Raw genomic sequence first — 18,653 nt, forward strand, 5'->3', positions numbered from 1 at the left:
CCCCGCCGGCGGCTGCTGTTTCGCGCGGCGCCGCGGTCTGCTGTGCGGCCTTTCCGGGTGTGCCGGCTGCCGCCGGGGACCCGACGTCGAACGTCTCAAGCCAGCTGGCGATGCCCTCAAGGGGCTTGCGGTTCAGCGCGTAGTAGCGCTTTTGGCCCTGCGCCCGCATGCTGACAAGCTGGGCCTCGCGCAGGACCTTCAGGTGCTTGGAAATGGTGGGCTGGCTTGCGGCCAGTTCCTCCACCAGTTCCCCCACGGCTTTGTCTCCGGAACGAAGGGACACCAGGATGTCCCGCCGGGTCGATTCCGCAATGACGGCAAATACGTCGTCTGTCACCATGCCTCCCACCCTAGCGACATATACGCCGAAAGGCATCAACTATTTCGGCCCCCGGAGCGGCCCCTTGCCCGCTGCCCCGGCCGGTGCTAGACACGGCATGGACGTCCTGCGGCGGGAGTAGTGTTCCAGACCGAGAAGACCACGCCTGGTGCCGTCCTAGTCGAACCAGGGGTCCAGTCCGTGCAGCGGAAACACCGCCTTGCGGGTGGCCATGACGGTGCGGTCCACGGCATCGTTGGGGTCGAAACCCACCTCCCAGGACCGCCACCAGAGCTCCACGTCATCGCCCATCAGCGCGGGAGCCGCCGCCCCGAACTTGTCCTCCACGTAGTCCCGCCAGTCCTGGGGCACGACGGCGCGCAGGGGGACGGGCCGCCCCGCGGCGATGGCCACCAGATGGCTCCACGACCGGGGTACCACGTCCAGGACGTTGTACCCTCCGCCGCCGGTGGCAATCCAGCGGCCACCGCAGTGGCGTTCGGCGAGCTGCCCGACGGCGCTGGCCGCCTCCCGCTGGCCGTCCACGCTGAGCTTGAGGTGCGTCAGCGGATCGGTGCGGTGGGAGTCGCAGCCGTGCTGGCTCACGATCACTTCCGGCCCGAAGGCGGCCACGAGCTGCGGCACCACCGCGTAGAAGGCCCGGAGCCATCCGGCGTCGCCGGTTCCGGCGGGCAAGGAAAGGTTCACGGCCGTCCCCTCCGCCTGTGGACCGCCGATTTCGTTGGCGAACCCGGTCCCGGGAAACAGGGTAAGGCCGGACTCATGCAGTGAAATCGTCAGCACCCGGGGATCGTTCCAGAAGATGCTTTCCGTCCCGTCGCCATGGTGGGCATCGACGTCGATATACACCACCTTGCGGATGCCGCCGTCCAGCAGCCTCTGCACGGCGAGCGCGGCGTCGTTGTAGATGCAGAAGCCGCTGGCACGGTCACGGGCGGCATGATGCATGCCCCCGCCGAAGTTAACTGCGTGGAGTGCCGAGCCGTCCAGGATCTGCGCGGCGCACAGCAGGGAGCCACCGGCAAGTCGTGCGGCCGCCTCATGCATGCCCCCGAACGCTGGATCATCCTCAGTGCCCAAGCCGCGGGACTCGTCCGGCTCGGTCGGGTCCTCGCTGACCCGCCGCACGGCCGCCACGAACTCGGGCGAGTGCACCAGTTCGAGCTCGGCGTCGCTGGCCACCTCCGGAGGTTCCACGGAAACATGGCCCAGGTCGAACAGCCCCAGGCTCTGCGCCAGGCGGGCGGTGAGATCCATCCGCTCCGGCGCCATCGGGTGGCCCGGGCCAAAGTTGTAGGCGGTCATGTCAGGACCCCACGCCACCACCGTTGGCGGCGCGGGCTTGGTGAGACCGGGCAGGTATGTCATCAATCACAGGCTACCCGAGCACCGGCCCCGCCCGGCCCGGCCATTACGCGGGCATTAGTGGTTTACTACAGAGGGAAACAGATTCAACCGAGGAAAAGCCACACATGACGCAAAGCCAGTCGAGGCCGCGGAACCCGGCCAGCTGGCATCCCGCGCAGGAGCGGGAAGGCCTCTGGATACTGACGCGGCTGCGCGACTTCGTTGACGACATCGCCAACACGTCCCCGGCCCGGCTTGCGCTGACGGTGTTTGCCGCCGTCTGCCTTCTATTTACGTTCCTTCTCTCGCTTCCGGCCGCGTCGGCGGACGGGCAGTCCACTCCCCTGCACCAGGCCATGTTCACGGCCGTATCCGCTGTCTGCGTTACAGGCCTGACGGTGGTCACGACTGCCGTCCACTGGTCCTTCTTCGGCCAACTGGTAATCCTCATTGGTATTTTTATTGGGGGCCTGGGCACCCTGACCCTGGCCTCGCTGCTGGCGCTGATGGTGAGCAAGCGCCTCGGTGTGCGGGGCAAGATCATCGCGGCAGAGTCCATGAACAACGCTGGCCGTCTGGGTGAAGTGGGCACACTGCTGCGGATTGTCATCACCACGTCCGTGGTGATTGAAGGAATCCTGGCCCTGGTCCTGATCCCCCGGTTCCTCGTGCTGGGCGAGAATTTCTGGGGGGCGGTCTGGCACGGGTTCTTCTATGCCATCTCATCGTTCAACAACGCAGGATTCACGGCCCATGCCGACGGAATCGTTCCCTTCGCCGGTGACTTGTGGATACTCGTTCCGATCATGGCGGGCGTATTTTTCGGCAGCCTCGGATTTCCGGTGGTCATGGTTCTGCTGCAGAACGGCCTGAACTGGAAAAAGTGGAATCTGCACACCAAGCTGACCATTGAGGTATCACTCATCCTCTTCGCATCAGGAAGCATCCTCTGGGCGCTGATGGAGTGGGACAATGCCCGGACCATTGGCTTGCTCAGTTTCAGTGACAAGATCCTGAATTCCGTCTTCGCGTCAGTCCAGATCCGTTCCGGCGGCTTCAACCTGGTGGACCAGAACCAACTGGAGTCCACCACCATGCTGCTGACGGACGCTCTGATGTTCGCCGGCGGAGGATCGGCATCCACGGCGGGCGGCATCAAGGTGACCACGATCGCCGTCATGTTCCTGGCCATTGCGGCCGAAGCCCGGGGTGATGCCGACGTGAAAGTCCACGGACGCACCATTCCGGAGGGTGCCATGCGGGTGGCCATTTCCGTTATCGTTGCGGGGGCAACCCTGGTTTCCCTTGGATCCTTCCTGCTGTTGTCAATCAGCGGTGAGCCTTTGGACCGCGTCCTCTTTGAAGCCATCTCCGCTTTTGCCACCTGCGGCCTGAGCACGAACCTGAGCGCTGAGGTACCACCCGCCGGTGCTTACGTGCTGACCGCATTGATGTTTATGGGACGTGTGGGCACCGTGACCCTCGCCGCAGCCCTTGCCCTGCGGCAACGCAGGCAGCTTTACCACTACCCGGAAGAGAGGCCCATCATTGGCTAGTTCCACAGAAGCCGGCAGGCGCCCCGCCCACAACGCCCCCGTCCTGGTGGTGGGGCTGGGACGCTTCGGCTCAGCGACTGCCGAGCAACTGGTCAAGCAGGGCCGGGAGGTCCTTGCCATCGAGCGCGACCGGACCCTAGTGCAGAAGTGGGCCTCAACCCTCACACACGTGGTGGAGGCCGACGCCACGAACATCGACGCCCTCCGCCAACTCGGCGCGCAGGAATTCAGCTCCGCCGTGGTGGGCGTCGGCACGTCCATCGAGTCTTCGGTACTGATCACCGTAAACCTGGTGGACCTGGGCATCGAGCACCTGTGGGTCAAGGCCATCACGCCGTCGCACGGCAAGATCCTGACCCGAATCGGCGCCAACCACGTGATTTACCCCGAGGCCGACGCGGGCGTCCGTGCCGCACACCTGGTTTCGGGGCGCATGCTCGACTTCATCGAGTTCGACGACGACTTCGCCATCGTGAAAATGTACCCGCCGCGCGAAACCGTGGGCTTCACCCTGGACGAGTCCAAGGTGCGCTCCAAGTACGGTGTGACGATCGTCGGGGTGAAGTCCCCGGGCGAGGACTTCACATACGCCCGGCCGGAAACCAAGGTGTCCTCCCGCGACATGCTGATCGTGTCCGGGCACGTGGACCTGCTGGAACGGTTCGCCGCCCGCCCCTGACCCTTCGCTTAGAGTTTTTGTCCAGATATGGTGACTTCCAGGCCGCACAAGCCTCCATATCTAATACGTAAATAGGGTTTGGTTATGCAGCTGCTGGTGTGAGGCTGACGTTGTAACCGAGACCTTTGAGCTGGTCGATGGCACGGTTCTTTGCTTGTTCGGGGTTGCGGCGGGTTTGGAGGTCAGCGCCGGGGTCGCTGTAGAGCTCTCCTGTAGTCAGCATGTTCCAGATTGCGATGAGCAGGGTGCGTTCGATGGCCACGAGGGCTTTCATGGGGCCGCGCCGGACTGCGATCCGTCGATATTTGGCGAACAGGTAGGTGCCATTCATGCGTGTGGCTGCCATTGCGGCCACGCCCAGGGCTGCCTTGAGATAGGGGTCACCCGGTGTGGTCTTTGTTGATTTGATGCGGCCGGCGGATTCGTTGTGTCCGGGGCAGACGCCCGTCCATGAGGCTAGGTGTCCCGGGGTGGGGAAGACGGTCATGTCAGCCCCGGTTTCGGCGATAATGACGTCCGCGACGATGGTTGAGACTCCCGGGATGGTCTTCAGCGCGTCGCGGACTGGTTGAAGAGGGGTGATGACTTCCTCGATTCTGGCAGTGAGTGCGTCGATGGCATCAGTGAACTCGTCGATCCGTTTCAGGTGAAGGCTGACAATAAATGCGTGGTGTTCCCGGAACCGGCCGTTGAGCGCTTCGACCAGGGCCGGGATTTTGGACCGCAGCCGTCCCTTGGCCAATGCGGCCAGTCTTTCAGGGCTCCGTTCACCGGCTACCAACGCCGCAAGGATGGCCCTGGAGGATGCACCCGAGAGGTTAGTGACCACAGACGAAAGTTTGATGCCCGAGCCCTCAAGGAACTTCTCCATCCTTTGAATCTCACGGCTTCTGTCCTGCACCGCCAAAGAGCGTGCGCGCGTCAGGTCCCGAAGATCCCGGATGGGTTCCGGCGGAACGAATGATCCGCGCAACAGCCCGTGCGCTGCAAGCTGCGCCAACCAAGCAGCGTCAGAAACGTCCGTCTTCCGGCCCGGGATGTTCCTGGCATCCCGGGCATTGACCAGCATGACAGGCAACGACTCTTCCATCAGATAGTAGAAAGGCTTCCAGTAGTTGCTCGTGGCCTCCATCACGACAACAGTGACCTGCTGCTCTGCCAAGAAATCCCGCAACCGAAGGACCTCACTAGTCGTTGCACCCCAGGTCGTGACCTTCGAGGTGTACTGGCCGGCACGGGGTCCCGGGACCCGGATACAGACCTTCGCGTCCCGTTTGGAAAGGTCCATACCAGCAGCCCGTTCATGCACAACATCCATGACGCTCCTGCCTCCCTTGCCCTGTCTGTTCATGAATAACCACCGCAGGGAGAGCAGAAAGAAAATCAGTAATCTAACACTCGTGCTCAAAGCAACACACCACGGTTCCCGTGTAAGCCCTCCACACCACGCTGGACAACAGGCTCAACTTCGGCACTAAAAGATCAGCGGCGTCGACCACGATGGCTACCTTCATCGTCTCCCCACCTCCGGCACCGGTCCAGATCGGCCAGCCCAGCCACGCCGAAATTTTCAACCCCCACAGCGCGGCTCCCCGCCCAACCGCTGGACAGTAAACTCCGGTTAGCCGAGTTGGCGGGTGATCTCCGCTGCCCGGTCCGCCGCTGCGCGGGCGCCGGCGGCGATGATGGAGGGCATGCCCCGCTCGTCGAACGTGGCGATGGCCCGCTCCGTGGTGCCCTTTGGGCTGGTGACCGCTTTGCGCAGGGCGGACGGGTCTGCGCCCGGCTCGGCGAGCATGAGCCCGGCGCCGGCCACCGTTTCGCGGGCCAGGAGCAGTGACAGTTCGCGGTCCAGGCCCAGTTCCTCGCCTGCCGCGGCCATCGCCTCGGCGAGGTAGAACGCGTATGCGGGCCCTGAGCCGCTGATGGCCGAGAGGGCATCCACCTGCTCCTCGGGGACCTCGACGACGGTTCCTGTGCCCTGCAGGACGTCCTTGACCTTTTGCAGCTGTTCAGGGGTGCAATTGGTTCCCGGCGACACGGACACGACGCCCCGGCCCAGCTTGGCCGGGGTGTTGGGCATGGTCCGGATGACCGGCTGGCCTGCCGGAAGGGCGGCCTCGAGCTGGGCGATGGACACGGCCGCCGCCACGCTCACCACCACGGTGTCCGGTGCCAGTGCTCCGCTGATTTCCCGGGCGAGGTCGGTGATGCCTACCGGTTTGACGCCCAGGATGACCACGCCTGACCCCTTGGTGGCCTGCTTGTTGTTGTCCGGCTCCTCCTCGCCGGCGATGGCCGTGATCCCGTGGTACCGTTCGGCCAGTTCCGCGGCACGCTCAGCACGCCGGACGGTGGCGACGATGTCCGCCGGATCCGTTCCTGCTTCCAGCAAGCCACTCAGGATGGCTTCGTTCATGGACCCACAGCCAAGGAAGGCGATTCGGTTGCTCATGGCTCCATCATTGCAGTTAGGCATGGCCCGTGCCGATTCCTTACGCCACCATCTCCGGAACAGGGCTGCACGAATTCACAGGTTGCTCCCATGTTCAGTGCAGGTAGCTCACATCTCTCGCCCCTACTGTGGTTATTACCTCATTGAGGGTGCGAGTGATGCGGCAGGCATGGGGATGCCTGCCAGGGCACCGGCGGCCGGCCACAGGTTTTCCCCCATTTTCCTGTTGCCGGCCCCGGTGTTTCCGCTTATAAGCAGCCTTCCGCCGCCTTTAGCAGCCTCCAGCTCTGCTCCCCAAGGGCAGGCAACTACACGGCGGCCCGGACAGCCTGCGGCGGCGCAATGTGCGGCGCGGGCTCGAGCGGCCCGTCGAAGACCAGCTGGTCGAGCCGCCGGAGGATGAGGCCCTCACGCAGGGCCCAGGGACAGATCCGCAACTTCTTGAACTTGAACAACTCCAGTGCGGCCTCGGCGACCAGCGCGCCGGCCAGCAGCTGGTGGGCACGCGCTTCCGAGACACCCGGCAGGTGCAGCCGGTCCTCGGCCTTCATGGCGGAAATCCGCTGGGCCCAGATGCCAAGGTCCGTGGCGTTGAGTTCGCGTTTGACGTACGGGCCAGCATCGCTGGGGGCTGCCCCGGCTATCCGGGCAAGGGACCGGAAGGTCTTCGACGTTCCGGCAACAACGTTCGCCCTGCCCAGGCCGTCGAACTCACGGACAGCCGGCTTCAGGGTGGCCCGGATGTAGCGCCGCAGTTCCTTGACGCTCTTGGCAGTGGGCGGGTCATCGGCGAGCCAGTCACGGGTCAGCCTGCTGGCGCCGAGCGGCACCGAAGTGGCCAGCTCCGGCAGCTCATCCTGTCCGAACGCCATTTCGAAGGACCCGCCCCCGATATCCAGGTTCAGGATGGGCCCGGCGCCCCAGCCGTGCCAGCGCCGGACGGCGAAGAACGTCATGGACGCCTCCTCGCTGCCGCTGAGTTCCTGCAGCGTCACCGTGGTTTCATGCTTGACCCGGGCCAGCACCTCCGGCCCGTTGGTTGCTTCACGGATGGCGGAGGTACAGAAAGCCAGCAGGTCTTCGGCCTTGTGCCGGGCCGCGAACTCCCAGGCTTCCAGGACAAACTCCGTGAGCTCGTGCTGCCCGGCATCACTGATGCTGCCGTCCGGTTCCAGGTACTGGACCAGGGACAGAGGGCGCTTGTGCGAGGCAAAGGGAACCGGCCGCGCGCCAGGGTGGGCATCCACCAGCAGAAGATGGACAGTGTTGGACCCGATATCGAGGACGCCTAGCCGCATGGTGACATTATTCACCGGCGCGGGCGCCGTATTCCAACTGGGCACCGCACTGCGCAGCCCGTTGACGTGCTCAGATGCCGGCAGGGTCCTCCGGGGCGCTGTCCGGAAGCTCGTCCGCGCGCTTGAAGTCGCGCTTGATGTTGGCCACGCCCTCCGGGTTGATTTCGAAGCCGTAGGCAGCGCCCGGGTTGATCACCATGCCCAGCTCCTCACCTAGGTTGGCGATGATCGCTGCGCCCTGGGTGCCCAGTACGTTCGGTGCGGCATCCAGGTACTGCCGGTCCACCCGGCTCGGGTGTGAGAAGACGGCCAGGACGGGGTCACCCTCGGCATTGGCCAGGACCAGCGGCTCCACCTGGGAGTCCTCGCCCTCCACCGTATCCGAGCTGATGATGTAGACCTCGCTGTTGAGGAAGGACAGGATGACGTCCACGGGACTCGCGTCCGGCTCTCCGCCCTTGGCGAGCTGCTCCTCGAGGTCGTTCAGCGGCGTGGGGTCGGCAATTGCAGGCTGTTCAGTCATCCCCCTACCCGATCACGTTCGGGTGCCCGGCGCAATTCCCCGCCGGTGGCCGGGCGGCTGCCCGGCCACCGGGCTACTTCTTCGCCGTGGCCTTCTTCTTGGCCGGCGCCTTCCGGGTGGCGGTGCGCTTGACCGGCCCCTTGGCACGCTTCTCGGCGAGGAGCTCCACAGCCTGTTCCCGCGTCAGTTCCTCCAGGGAGGTGGCGCGGGGAACAGTGATGTTGGTGATGCCGTCGGTGATGTAGGGCCCGAAGCGGCCCTCCTTCACTACGATGTTCTTCTCCGACACCGGGTCCGGCCCGAACTCCGCCAGCGGCGGCACGGCTGCACGGGCACCACGTTGCTTCGGCTGGGAGTAGATCTCCAGCGCCTGCTCCAGCGTGATGGTGAAGATTTCCTCTTCCGAGCCAATGGACCGGGAGTCCGTCCCCTTCTTCAGGTACGGGCCGAAGCGGCCATTTTGCACCGTGATGGGGTTGCCCTCGGCGTCCTCGCCCAGGACCCGCGGCAGGCTCATGAGCTGCAGTGCCTCGTCCAGGGTCACCGACTCGACCGTCATGGACTTGAAGAGCGAGCCGGTGCGCGGCTTGGCCTTAACCGGTTTCTTGGGCGGCTTGGGCTTGCCGTTCTTGTAGTACTCGACGGGCTGGGCGGCGATCTGTTCCTCGGTCATCTCGGGGATGATCTCGGTGACATACGCGCCGTAGCGGCCGTTCTTGGCCACGATGGTGTGGCCGGTGTGCGGGTCGGTGCCCAGCACGCGTTCCTCGGGGGCGGCGGTCTCCATCAGCTCGATGGCCTTGGCAGCCGTCAGTTCGTCCGGGGCAAGGTCCTCCGGGACGTTCGCGCGCGCCGATTCCACGATCTCCCCCGTCTTGGGGTCGACGGTGGCCGCGGAGCTCTCCAGGTACGGGCCGAACTTGCCCACCCGCAGGGTGATCTCGTCGGTGATGGGAATGGAGTTGATTTCCCGCGCGTCGATCTCGCCGAGGTTGTTGACGATGCTCAGCAGGCCGGGATCGGAATCCTCGCCGAAGTAGAAGTGGCGAAGCCAGGAAGCACCCACGGCCTGGCCGTTGGCGATCTTGTCCAGGTCGCCTTCCATGTCGGCCGTGAACTCGTAGTCCACGTAGTCGCTGAAGTGCTGCTCCAGCAGGCGGATCACGGAGAACGCGATCCAGCTGGGTACCAGGGCGGAGCCCTGTTTCCGGACGTAGCCGCGGTCCTGGATGGTGGAGATGGTGGACGCGTAGGTGGACGGCCGGCCGATGCCCTTCTTTTCCAGCTCGGCGGTCAGCGACGCTTCCGTGTACCGCGGCGGCGGGGAGGTCTCGTGGCCCACGGCCACGATCTCCGAGGCCGTGAGGGCGTCGTCCTTGGCCACGTTGGGCAGCCGGCGGCCTTCGTCGGAGTCGTCGTCCCCGCGGGTCTCGTCCTTGCCCTCCTCATAGGCGGCGAGGAATCCGGGGAAGGTGATGACGGTGCCGGAAGCGGAGAACTCTGCGTCCCGGCCGTCCGATGCCACCGCACCGAGCCGGATGGTGGCCGTCGAACCCTTGGCGTCGGCCATCTGGGAGGCGACGGTCCGCTTCCAGATCAGCTCGTAGAGCCGGAACTCGTCACCGGAGAGCTGCGAGGCAACCTGCGCCGGGGTCCGGAACGAGTCGCCGGCGGGACGGATGGCCTCGTGCGCTTCCTGCGCGTTCGCGGCCTTGTTGGAGTAGACCCGGGGCGAGCCCGGAATGTACTCGGGGCCGTACAGCTCCGACGCCTGCCGGCGGGCGGCGGTGATGGCCTCGTCGCTCAGCGCCGAGGAGTCCGTACGCATATAGGTGATGTAGCCGTTTTCATACAGCCGCTGTGCGATCTGCATGGTGCTCTTGGAGGAGAACCGCAGCTTGCGGCCTGCTTCCTGCTGCAGCGTTGAGGTGGTGAACGGCGCGGCGGGGCGCCGGGTGTACGGCTTGGTGTCCACCGAGCGGACGCGGAAGTCCGCGTCCTGGAGCCCGGCAGCCAGCGACGAGGCAAGTTCCTCGTTGAGGTGGGCGACGTTCTTGGAGACCAGGACGCCGTCGTCGTTGAAGTCACGGCCGGTGGCGACCTTTGCACCGTCCACGGCGGCGAGCTTGGCCTTGAAGGAGCCGGCGTCGGCGCCAAACTGGCCGGTGAGGTCCCAGTAGGACGCCGCCTTGAATGCCATGCGTTCGCGTTCGCGGTCCACCACCATGCGGGTGACAACGGACTGCACGCGGCCGGCGGACAGGCCGCGGGCCACCTTGCGCCACAGGACGGGAGAGATCTCATAGCCGTACAGGCGGTCCAGGATGCGGCGGGTTTCCTGGGCGTCCACCAATGCGGAGTCGACGTCGCGCAGGTTGCCCATGGCGCGCTGGATCGCTTCCTTGGTGATTTCACCAAACGTCATCCGGTACACCGGGACCTTGGGCTTGAGCACTTCCAGCAGGTGCCACGCGATGGCTTCGCCCTCGCGGTCCCCATCGGTTGCGAGGTAGAGTTCGTCGGCGTCTTTGAGCGCCGCCTTGAGTTCAGTGACCTTTTTCTTCTTGTCCGCGGACACCACGTAGTAGGGCTTGAAGTCGTGCTCGATATCGACGGCGAACTTGCCTACCGAGGTTTTCTTCAGTTCTGCGGGAAGCTCCGACGGCTGCGGCAGGTCGCGGATGTGACCGATGGAGGCCTCGACAATGAAGCCCTCGCCCAGGTACTTGGCGATGGTCTTGCTCTTGGCCGGAGACTCCACAATCACGAGTTTCTTGCCGGTTTTGGCCTTGCTTGGCACGGTGCTCCTACAGAAAAAGGTTGCTGGGGCAGATGAGCCCATATTGGCCTAGTTCACCATATTTTGGACAATTGTGCGCATTCGGTGTGGAAAACCCTGCGGTGCGCAAAGGCTGAGGAAGGCTCAGCCGTGGGCCGGAACCAGGAAGCCGTCGCGGACCAGGTTTTCCACGTCGGCCAGCAGCGAGCTGCGGAAGCTGCCGGCATCGAATTCCGTGCCGGCGCCGTCAATGCCGCCGCCCAGGAGCGCCTCCAGGGCGCCCGCGATCTGGCCGGCGGTAAGGTCACCGTCGCAGGCCGACACGAACCCGGCGAGTTCGGTGCTGAGCAGGTTGGTCCGCCGCAGCCCGGCCCCCTGGCGGAGCAGGATCACGCCCGGATGCTCTGCGCCGGGCCGCTGGTGCCGTTCCTCGGTGACGTCCTCCGCCACCAGCAGGTGAGTGTCCTCGAGCCCGTTGGCAGCGAGCCAGTCGCAGCGTTCGACGGCGGCGCCCAGGTGGGGACCGATGGGCTGCTCGATGGGGTAGGTGATTTCCTCGAAGCGGCTGACGATGGCCTGCCCGCCAGGCAGGGGACGGCGCAGCCAGACCATGCCGAAGCCGATCCCTTCCACGTTCCGGGACTCGAAGTCGCTAAGGTAGGCGGCGTAGGCGTCCCGGTAGTGCTGCCGGTCACGGCCTTCGGACGCGTCCTGCAGCCAGGTCTCCGCGTACTGCTCCGGGCTGACCTGCTCGCGCTGGATGAACCACGCGTCCGTGCCGGGGCGGACCCAGTTCCTGGGCCGTTCGTGCCACTCCGAGCCGGCTGTCACCTCCCAGTTGCCGAGCAACTGCGCGGTGCCGCCCGGCGCCAGCACGCCGGGCAGGTCCGCCACCAGCGAGGAAACGATGTCATCGCCCGGCAGCCCGCCGTCGCGGTAGGTGAACTGTCCCGCGGCGTCCTCCCCGGCGCGGCGGGGCGTGATGACGAAGGGCGGGTTGGACACCACCAGGTCAAATTCCTCGCCGGCTACCGGTTCCAGGAGCGACCCCAGGCGGAGGCTCACGCGGTCCTCGAACCGGGCCGGGTCCACGGAAAGGGCCCCGGCGTTGAGCAGGATGTTAAAACGGGTGAAGGCGAGCGCACGTTCTGAAATGTCCGTGGACGTCACGTGCTCGCAGTGGTGCAGCAGGTGGAACGTCTGGATCCCGCACCCCGTGCCAAGGTCCAGAGCCCGCCTGGTGTGGCGGCGGATGGTGGTCTGCACCAGGGTGGTGGAGGCCTGCCCGATCCCCAGGACATGGTCATGCCGGAGGACCCCCTCCTGCTGGTGGGCCGCGAGGTCGCTGGCCACCCACAGCTCGGCCCCGCCGCTGCCATCCTCGTTGGCGTCCCAGCCGTAGGGCCGCAGGTCAGCCTTGGCTGCCAGCAGGGTGCTGCCGGACACGGGCTGCACCAGCCCCAGTTCCAGGAGGCCCCCGCTGCGGATGCCCGGGAGGGCGGCGTCCAGCACGTCCCGTTCCTGCGGTTCGGCCAGGAGCCAAAGACGGACGACGGCCGCAAGCGGCCGGGCACTTTCGTCCCGCCTGGCCGCGCGTTCGGTGGCCAGCAGGGCCGGGATGATCTGGTCCCTGTTGAGTGCCGCCGAGGCCGCGGGTCCAAGGAGCTGCGCGACGCCGTCGAGGGTGTATCCGGTCCGGCGCAGGTCCGCTGCGAGGGCTGACAGCAGCTGGGGAAGGTCGCTGCGCGGGGCGTCGGGGATGCTGCCAACGGAAAACTCGTATGGGGATCTAGGCACCGGTCAAGTTTAGTCCGGTGGTCCGGGCAGGGGCGGACGGGGTCCCGTACAAGGGGTGTCCTGTCCGCGGGGTAGCGTTGAACCATGCCTTCTCCGCTGCCCCTCCTTCCGCGCGCCCGCCGCCGGGCTGCCGTCCGCTGCCGCCCGCTGAAGTCCGGAGGGCTGCTGCTGGCTGCCGTCATGCCCGCCGCGGCGCTTGCCTTGGCTTCTTGTTCCCCGGTGGTGTCCATAGAGAACGCGGACGTGCCGCAGTGGCAGGCCACTGCCCTGCCTTCCGCCGCGGGAGCCGTGCTGTCGGACGCCGGGAAGATTCTGAACCGAGACCACATCGTGCAGGAAGCGTCCAGCGTTCCGGCCGGACGCTACGCTCTGACGGCCACCTGCGAAGGCGGCGGAAAAGCCTTCTTCGCGCTATCACTTAACGGCACCCAGGTGGTGGACGCCGGGGCGGCCTGCAACGGCAGCCGGGAAGTCACCAGGATCACGTTGCCCGAGCCCGGCACGGTGGAGGTCAGCACCTCCAGCGTGGATGCCCCGCTCATCTACGCCTACCATTTGGTGCCCGCCCGATAGCGGTCCTTCCGCTCTGGCCCGCCGGGTCTTGCGGGCTTAGAGTCGGACTATGCCCACCGTGCGGAGGCTCTCCGCGCCCCTTTCCGGAGGGACAGCACGGGCACCGCTGGCGCGGAAGCCGGCGGCCGCCGTCGTCCTGGGCCTTGTGCTGGCAGCCGGGATGGCATTGGGCGGCTGTGAATACACGTACGACGACGGCCGGGACTGGTCGGGCGTCCCGGCGGAACCTTCCGTTACTCCTGCTCCGGCCTTCACCCGCGATGCACTTCGGCGCGACCCCGTGCCGGAAGGGGAACTGGAGGCGTGGGTGGAGCGGACCCTGCCCGACCCCCCGCAGCCGGTGGTCCATGCAGGGGCCGGGCTTCTTGCCGCCGCGGAAGTGCGGACGGAAACTACTCCGGTGCTGGAAACCGGCACCTACGCTCTGGCCCTGGCCTGCCGGAGCCAGCGGCGGGTCAATTTCGTTGTCCGCAGTGATGCGCTGACCCTGGTGGACCTGGGGCTAAGATGCGGGGTCAACCGGGAGAACGTCATCTACCTCTCCGCCGAGACTTCCTTGATCATCACGGTGGAGGCCAGGACCGGCGCCAACTTTGCCTACCGGGTGCGGCGGCTGTGAGGGCGGCTTGTACCTGGCCGGCGCAGCAGCCGACCGGCTGAAGCTGTGGCTCAGGCGGCGCAGCCCTCGGGGCAGCGCAAAGTTTCGGGACTTGCGGCGCATTCGGCGCAGTACAGCGTGAGGGTGCGGCAGCTGGGGTTGGAGCAGTTCTCGAACTTACTGGTGGGCGCGGAGCAGCGCGTGCATTCGCCAATGGTCTTGGCGTCTTCGCTGAACTCGAGGTGCATGCGCTTGTCGAAGACGTACAGGGAGCCTTCCCAGAGGCCCTGGTCCTTGAAGGTTTCGCCGTAGCGGACGATGCCGCCGTCCAGCTGGTAGACCTCTTTGAAGCCGCGGTTCACCATCAGGCTCGAAAGCACCTCGCAGCGGATGCCGCCGGTGCAGTAGGTCACCACCGGCTTGTCCTTCAGGGCGTCGTACTTACCGGAGTCCAGTTCCTTGATGAAGTCATGGGTGGTGGCGACGTCCGGGACCACGGCGTCCTTGAACCGGCCGATCTGGGCCTCAAAGGCGTTCCGGCCGTCGAAGAAGACCACCTCTTCGCCGTCCTGTTTCCGGGCGTCCACCAGCTGGTGCAGCTCTTCGGGCTTAAGGTGCTTGCCGCCGCCCACCACACCGTTCTCATCCACCTTGAGCTCGCCGGGCGCGCCGAAGGAGACGATCTCATCGCGCACCTTGACGCTGAGCCTTGGAAAGTCCTCCGCGCCGCCGTCGGACCATTTGACGTCGATCCCGTGGAAGCCCTTATATTCGCGTGTGGTTTTGACGTATTGCTTTACCGCGCCGATCTCGCCGCCCACGGTGGCGTTGATGCCGTCCTTGGAGATGATGATGCGCCCGGTCAGGCCCAGCTTCTCGCAGAGGGCACGCTGCCAGAGACGCACTGCGTCCGGGTCAGCGATGGGGGTAAAGCCGTAGAAGAGCACGATTCTGTTCAAAGCCACGTATTTAAGGGTACCGGCTGGGCTTCGGGCACCTGCCCCATTGGGCTGGCCCCGAGCACCCGTAGCGGCGTCCGGAACCTCCTCCATCACAATTGCGTAAGCACCCTGTTGCTGGCGTTCAGGCTGGAATAGTGTTCATGCCATGAGTCCGGAAACCATGATTGAAGACATCACTGGCCTTCTTGAAGTGTGGGTGGCGGGCTGGGCCGGCTGCCGCGGGTACCAGACATCCACCGAGGGCCGTTTCCCCGCTGCGCTCCGGGCGGACACGAGCGGCGAATGGGAATACTTCGCGTCCGACCCCACTGACGACGAATTCGCCGCCCTGGCTGCCAAAACCGCAGAGGTCCCGCCCCGCGTCCTGACGATCCTGACCAATGACATCCCCCGCTATGCAGCCATGGCCGGCAGGCACGGGCTAAACGTCACCTCGGACACCCAGACCATGATGATCGTTGACATGGAGACGCAGGATGCCGAGGATCCCTGGCTTTCCGACGACGACCTGACCTTCTCCGCAACCGAGCAGAACGGGGTCCACTACGCGGAGGTACGCTCCGGCGATGCCCTGGCCGCGAGCGGCCGGGTGTTTGTGGTGGGTGACACCGCCGTGTTCGACAAGATCATTACCGAGCCGGGGTTCCAGCGCCGCGGGCTGGGCAGTTTCATCATGCGGGCCCTCGCCGCGCAGGCGTTCGAGCACGATGTCACCACGGGGCTGCTGCTGGCATCCGTGGACGGCCAGAAGCTCTACTCGCATCTGGGCTGGAGCACTGTCTCGCGCGTGCTGATGCTGTCCGCATCCCACGACGGTTCGGACCTTTCCCTGAGCTGACCGTTCCCTCCTCTTTGTCCCGCAGCCCCGGTTCGCCCTTGGGGGAACCGGGGCTGCCGTTTCCCCGCGGGTGAAACAATGTTGGGGTGAACCCCCATGACTCCCTGATTCCCATGCTGGGCCGCGGCCCGGATCCGGAACAGCTCCGTCATGTCCGCACCCTGCCGGCGCGCGCGGCGGTCCACGCACCATGGCCGGGCTGGGTCCATCCGGACCTGGTGGACGCCTACACTTCCCTGGGCATCCGGGAGCCCTACCGGCACCAGGTGGAAGCCGCCGGGATCGCACACGGCGGCGGCCATGTGGTGGTGGCCACCGGCACCGCTTCGGGGAAGTCGCTGGCTTACCAACTGCCAGCGCTGGATGCCATCCACCGGTCTGAACTACGTGTCCTCGCAGATCCGGGAAAGATCCACGACGACGGTGCCGTCACCCTGTACCTCTCCCCCACCAAGGCGCTGGCCGCCGACCAGCTGAACGCCATCCGCGCCCTGAAGCTTCCCACCGTCCGGGCCGAGACATACGACGGCGACACCGACCCCGCCTCCCGACGCTGGATCCGCGACCATGCAAACTTCATCCTGGCCAACCCGGACATGCTTCATTTCGGCATCCTTCCCAACCATGCCTGGTGGGCGGGGTTCTTCCGCCGGCTGCGCTATGTGATCATCGACGAAGCCCACAGCTACCGGGGCGTGTTCGGGTCCCATGTGGCCAACCTGATGCGGCGGCTGCGTCGCATCTGCGCCTATTACGGAGCCGGCACCTCATTCCCCGAACCCGTGTTCATAGCTGCCTCGGCAACGGCTTCGGACCCCGATGCCTCCTTCTCCCGGCTGATCGGCGCCCCTGTACAGGCCGTTTCCCGCGACTGTTCACCCCACGGCGCCACCACGGTGGCCTTCTGGGAACCGGCCCTGAGCGAAGTCAGGGGCGAGAACGGTGCGAAGGAACGGCGGACAGCCGTGGCCGAAACAGCCGACCTGCTCGCCAATCTGGTATCCGCACAGGTGCGCACCATCGCCTTCATCAAATCGCGCCGCGGCGCGGAGACCATCTCCACCATCACCAAGCGCCTCCTGGACGAGGTGGACCCAAGCCTCCCGCAGCGGGTGGCCGCCTACCGCTCTGGGTACCTCCCGGAGGAACGCCGCGCCGTGGAAAGAGCCCTCCGCTCCGGCCAGCTGCTGGGGGTCTCCAGCACCTCGGCCCTGGAGCTGGGTATCGATATTTCCGGCCTGGATGCTGTCCTGGTAGCAGGCTGGCCGGGGACCCGTGCCTCCCTTTTCCAGCAGATCGGGCGTGCCGGAAGGGCCGGCCAGGAGGCCATCGCCGCCTTCGTGGCCAGCGATGATCCCCTTGACACCTTCCTGGTGAACCACCCGGAAGCGATTTTCGACGTGTCCGTGGAAGCCACGGTCTTTGACCCCTCCAATCCCTATGTGCTCGGCCCGCACCTGTGCGCCGCGGCCGCCGAGCTCCCCCTGGGTCCGGGAGAACTGGACCTGTTCGGCGGAACGGCCGAGTCGCTTCTGGACAAGCTCGTGGCCCAGGGGTACCTGCGCCGCAGGCCCGCGGGCTGGTTCTGGACGCACGCCCAGAGCGCCGCGGCCATGGTCAACCTGCGGGCCGACGGCGGCGGTCCGGTGAGCATTGTGGACGCGGACACCGGTTCCCTGCTGGGCACGATGGATTCGCCACAGACTCATTACCAGGCTCACAACGGCGCGGTGTACATCCACCAGGGCGACAGCTACGTGGTGGAGGACCTGAACGAGGAGGACCACTGCGTGGTGGTGCGCCGCGCCAACCCGGACTACTACACCACCGCCCGGGACGTCACCCAGATCGAGGTGCTGGAGACCCAGCGCACCATGCAGTGGGGCGACATCACCGTCCACTTCGGCGACGTCAAGGTCACCACGCAGGTGGTTTCCTTCCAGCGCAAGGCCCTGATTTCCAACGAAATCCTGGGTGAGGAACCGCTGGACCTCGGAGCCCGGGACCTCTTCACCAAAGCCGTGTGGTTCGTGGTGGACAACAGGTCGCTCACGGCCGCCGGCCTCATCGAAGCCCAGTTCCCCGGCGCCCTGCACGCCGCCGAACATGCCGCGATCGGGCTCCTGCCGCTGGTGGCGTCGAGCGACCGGTGGGACATCGGGGGCGTCTCCACGGCCCTGCATGCCGACACCGGGGTGCCCACCATTTTTGTCTATGACGGTCACCCCGGCGGGGCGGGTTTTGCTGAGCGGGGTTTCGACAAGGCGAAGGTGTGGCTGGCCGCCACCCGGGATGCGATCAAGGCCTGCGAGTGCGACTCCGGCTGTCCGTCCTGCGTGCAGTCCCCCAAGTGCGGAAACAAGAACAACCCGCTGGACAAGGACGCCGCCGTCACGCTGCTGGACGTTCTGCTGAGGGACGCCACGGAGCAGCCGGAGGCCGCAGGGCCACAGGAGGCGACCGGGCAGCAGGGCATCGGCGAACCAAGCGCCGGCTCACGGCGCGCCTAGGGAATCCCACCGGGTGGAGGTCCTGCCCGGGCATGGCCGCTGGCCGGACCCAGAATGGACCCGGCCAGCTGTGTCCGGACTTCTAGTGTCTGGCCCGGGCCCGCCACGCAGCTGACGACCACCGCAGCGTGGCGGGCGGCCACCGCCGCCGCTACTGCACAGGGTTGGCCGTCGGCCAGGCCGCGGAGCGCATCGGCACCGGCAAGGGCAGCGAGATCCGCGGCAGATGCCGCCCTGCTGGCCAGCACCGCCGATTGGGCCAGCAGCATCACCATGGCCGCAACGAGCAGGACCACCAGCGCCAGGCCGGCGGCGATGGCATCGGCGTCGATCTTCAGCGGCGTGAACAGCAGCCCGTCGGTGATCTGCCGGAACGGGCCCTGGAGGGCGTTCAGTTC

16 protein-coding genes are annotated in these 18,653 nt (G+C 66.1%); 6 read left to right on the forward strand and 10 right to left on the reverse strand.

Translation table 11 applies throughout. The features are described from left to right. Both AC5RTT_RS16515 and AC5RTT_RS16520 read right to left on the reverse strand, forming a co-directional pair. Positions 1 to 340, reverse strand: a 340-nt coding sequence (locus tag AC5RTT_RS16515; protein WP_494146099.1) for an ArsR/SmtB family transcription factor, incomplete at its 3' end; no start/stop codon positions are given. Positions 341 to 496: 156 nt separating this feature from the next. Next, positions 497 to 1,708 carry an acetoin utilization protein AcuC gene (locus AC5RTT_RS16520; RefSeq protein ID WP_494146100.1) on the reverse strand — a complete coding sequence of 404 codons (1,212 nt, stop codon included), beginning with the start codon at positions 1,706 to 1,708 and terminating at the stop codon, positions 497 to 499. Between the two features lie 104 nt (positions 1,709 to 1,812). Between AC5RTT_RS16520 and AC5RTT_RS16525 the strand changes: the two genes are divergently transcribed. Together AC5RTT_RS16525 and AC5RTT_RS16530 are read left to right on the forward strand one after the other, a co-directional pair. Further along, the gene (locus tag AC5RTT_RS16525) at positions 1,813 to 3,243 is read left to right on the forward strand and encodes a TrkH family potassium uptake protein (protein WP_494146101.1); all 1,431 of its coding nucleotides are present in this window, start codon (positions 1,813 to 1,815) and stop codon (positions 3,241 to 3,243) included. Beyond that, a complete protein-coding gene (locus AC5RTT_RS16530; protein ID WP_494146102.1) occupies positions 3,236 to 3,922 on the forward strand; it encodes a potassium channel family protein in 687 nt (228 codons plus the stop codon). Before AC5RTT_RS16525 ends, AC5RTT_RS16530 begins: the two co-directional genes overlap by 8 nt. 82 nt (positions 3,923 to 4,004) lie before the next feature. On the opposite strand, the gene AC5RTT_RS16535 is transcribed toward AC5RTT_RS16530, so the two are convergent. The 6 genes from AC5RTT_RS16535 to AC5RTT_RS16560 form a co-directional block, all read right to left on the reverse strand. Then, on the reverse strand, positions 4,005 to 5,240 hold the full coding sequence (locus tag AC5RTT_RS16535) for an IS110 family RNA-guided transposase (protein WP_494146103.1): 1,236 nt from the start codon (positions 5,238 to 5,240) through the stop codon (positions 4,005 to 4,007). Between the two features lie 303 nt (positions 5,241 to 5,543). Beyond that, positions 5,544 to 6,377 carry a pyrroline-5-carboxylate reductase gene (gene proC / locus AC5RTT_RS16540; RefSeq protein ID WP_494146104.1) on the reverse strand — a complete coding sequence of 278 codons (834 nt, stop codon included), beginning with the start codon at positions 6,375 to 6,377 and terminating at the stop codon, positions 5,544 to 5,546. A gap of 308 nt (positions 6,378 to 6,685) precedes the next feature. Beyond that, a complete protein-coding gene (locus AC5RTT_RS16545; RefSeq protein WP_494146105.1) occupies positions 6,686 to 7,675 on the reverse strand; it encodes a Ppx/GppA phosphatase family protein in 990 nt (329 codons plus the stop codon). Positions 7,676 to 7,745: 70 nt separating this feature from the next. Beyond that, positions 7,746 to 8,198, reverse strand: coding sequence for an SseB family protein (locus tag AC5RTT_RS16550; protein ID WP_494146106.1), 453 nt, complete (start codon positions 8,196 to 8,198; stop codon positions 7,746 to 7,748). 73 nt (positions 8,199 to 8,271) lie between these two features. After that, positions 8,272 to 10,998 carry a type I DNA topoisomerase gene (gene topA, locus AC5RTT_RS16555; RefSeq protein WP_494146107.1) on the reverse strand — a complete coding sequence of 909 codons (2,727 nt, stop codon included), beginning with the start codon at positions 10,996 to 10,998 and terminating at the stop codon, positions 8,272 to 8,274. A gap of 123 nt (positions 10,999 to 11,121) precedes the next feature. Beyond that, positions 11,122 to 12,774 carry a DUF7059 domain-containing protein gene (locus AC5RTT_RS16560; RefSeq protein ID WP_494146108.1) on the reverse strand — a complete coding sequence of 551 codons (1,653 nt, stop codon included), beginning with the start codon at positions 12,772 to 12,774 and terminating at the stop codon, positions 11,122 to 11,124. 84 nt (positions 12,775 to 12,858) lie between these two features. On the opposite strand from AC5RTT_RS16560, the gene AC5RTT_RS16565 reads away from it, so the two are divergent. After that, on the forward strand, positions 12,859 to 13,347 hold the full coding sequence (locus tag AC5RTT_RS16565; protein ID WP_494146109.1) for a DUF6023 family protein: 489 nt from the start codon (positions 12,859 to 12,861) through the stop codon (positions 13,345 to 13,347). A 49-nt stretch (positions 13,348 to 13,396) separates the two neighbouring features. Beyond that, the gene (locus tag AC5RTT_RS16570; protein ID WP_494146110.1) at positions 13,397 to 13,966 is read left to right on the forward strand and encodes a DUF6023 family protein; all 570 of its coding nucleotides are present in this window, start codon (positions 13,397 to 13,399) and stop codon (positions 13,964 to 13,966) included. A 50-nt stretch (positions 13,967 to 14,016) separates the two neighbouring features. On the opposite strand, the gene trhO is transcribed toward AC5RTT_RS16570, so the two are convergent. Continuing rightward, positions 14,017 to 14,910: an oxygen-dependent tRNA uridine(34) hydroxylase TrhO gene (trhO, locus tag AC5RTT_RS16575; protein ID WP_494146111.1), complete on the reverse strand. Its 894-nt coding sequence runs from the start codon at positions 14,908 to 14,910 to the stop codon at positions 14,017 to 14,019. A 142-nt stretch (positions 14,911 to 15,052) separates the two neighbouring features. Between trhO and AC5RTT_RS16580 the strand changes: the two genes are divergently transcribed. Next, positions 15,053 to 15,745, forward strand: a complete 693-nt coding sequence (locus tag AC5RTT_RS16580; RefSeq protein WP_494146112.1) for a GNAT family N-acetyltransferase — start codon at positions 15,053 to 15,055, stop codon at positions 15,743 to 15,745. A gap of 86 nt (positions 15,746 to 15,831) precedes the next feature. Beyond that, positions 15,832 to 18,255, forward strand: coding sequence for a DEAD/DEAH box helicase (locus AC5RTT_RS16585; RefSeq protein ID WP_494146113.1), 2,424 nt, complete (start codon positions 15,832 to 15,834; stop codon positions 18,253 to 18,255). On the opposite strand, the gene AC5RTT_RS16590 is transcribed toward AC5RTT_RS16585, so the two are convergent. Continuing rightward, entirely contained in the window at positions 18,252 to 18,650 is a 399-nt protein-coding gene (locus AC5RTT_RS16590) for an Rv3654c family TadE-like protein (RefSeq protein WP_494146114.1), read from the reverse strand. The genes AC5RTT_RS16585 and AC5RTT_RS16590 overlap by 4 nt on opposite strands. Positions 18,651 to 18,653 lie beyond the last annotated feature (3 nt).

This window comes from Arthrobacter sp. Y3221157 (genome assembly GCF_059089865.1).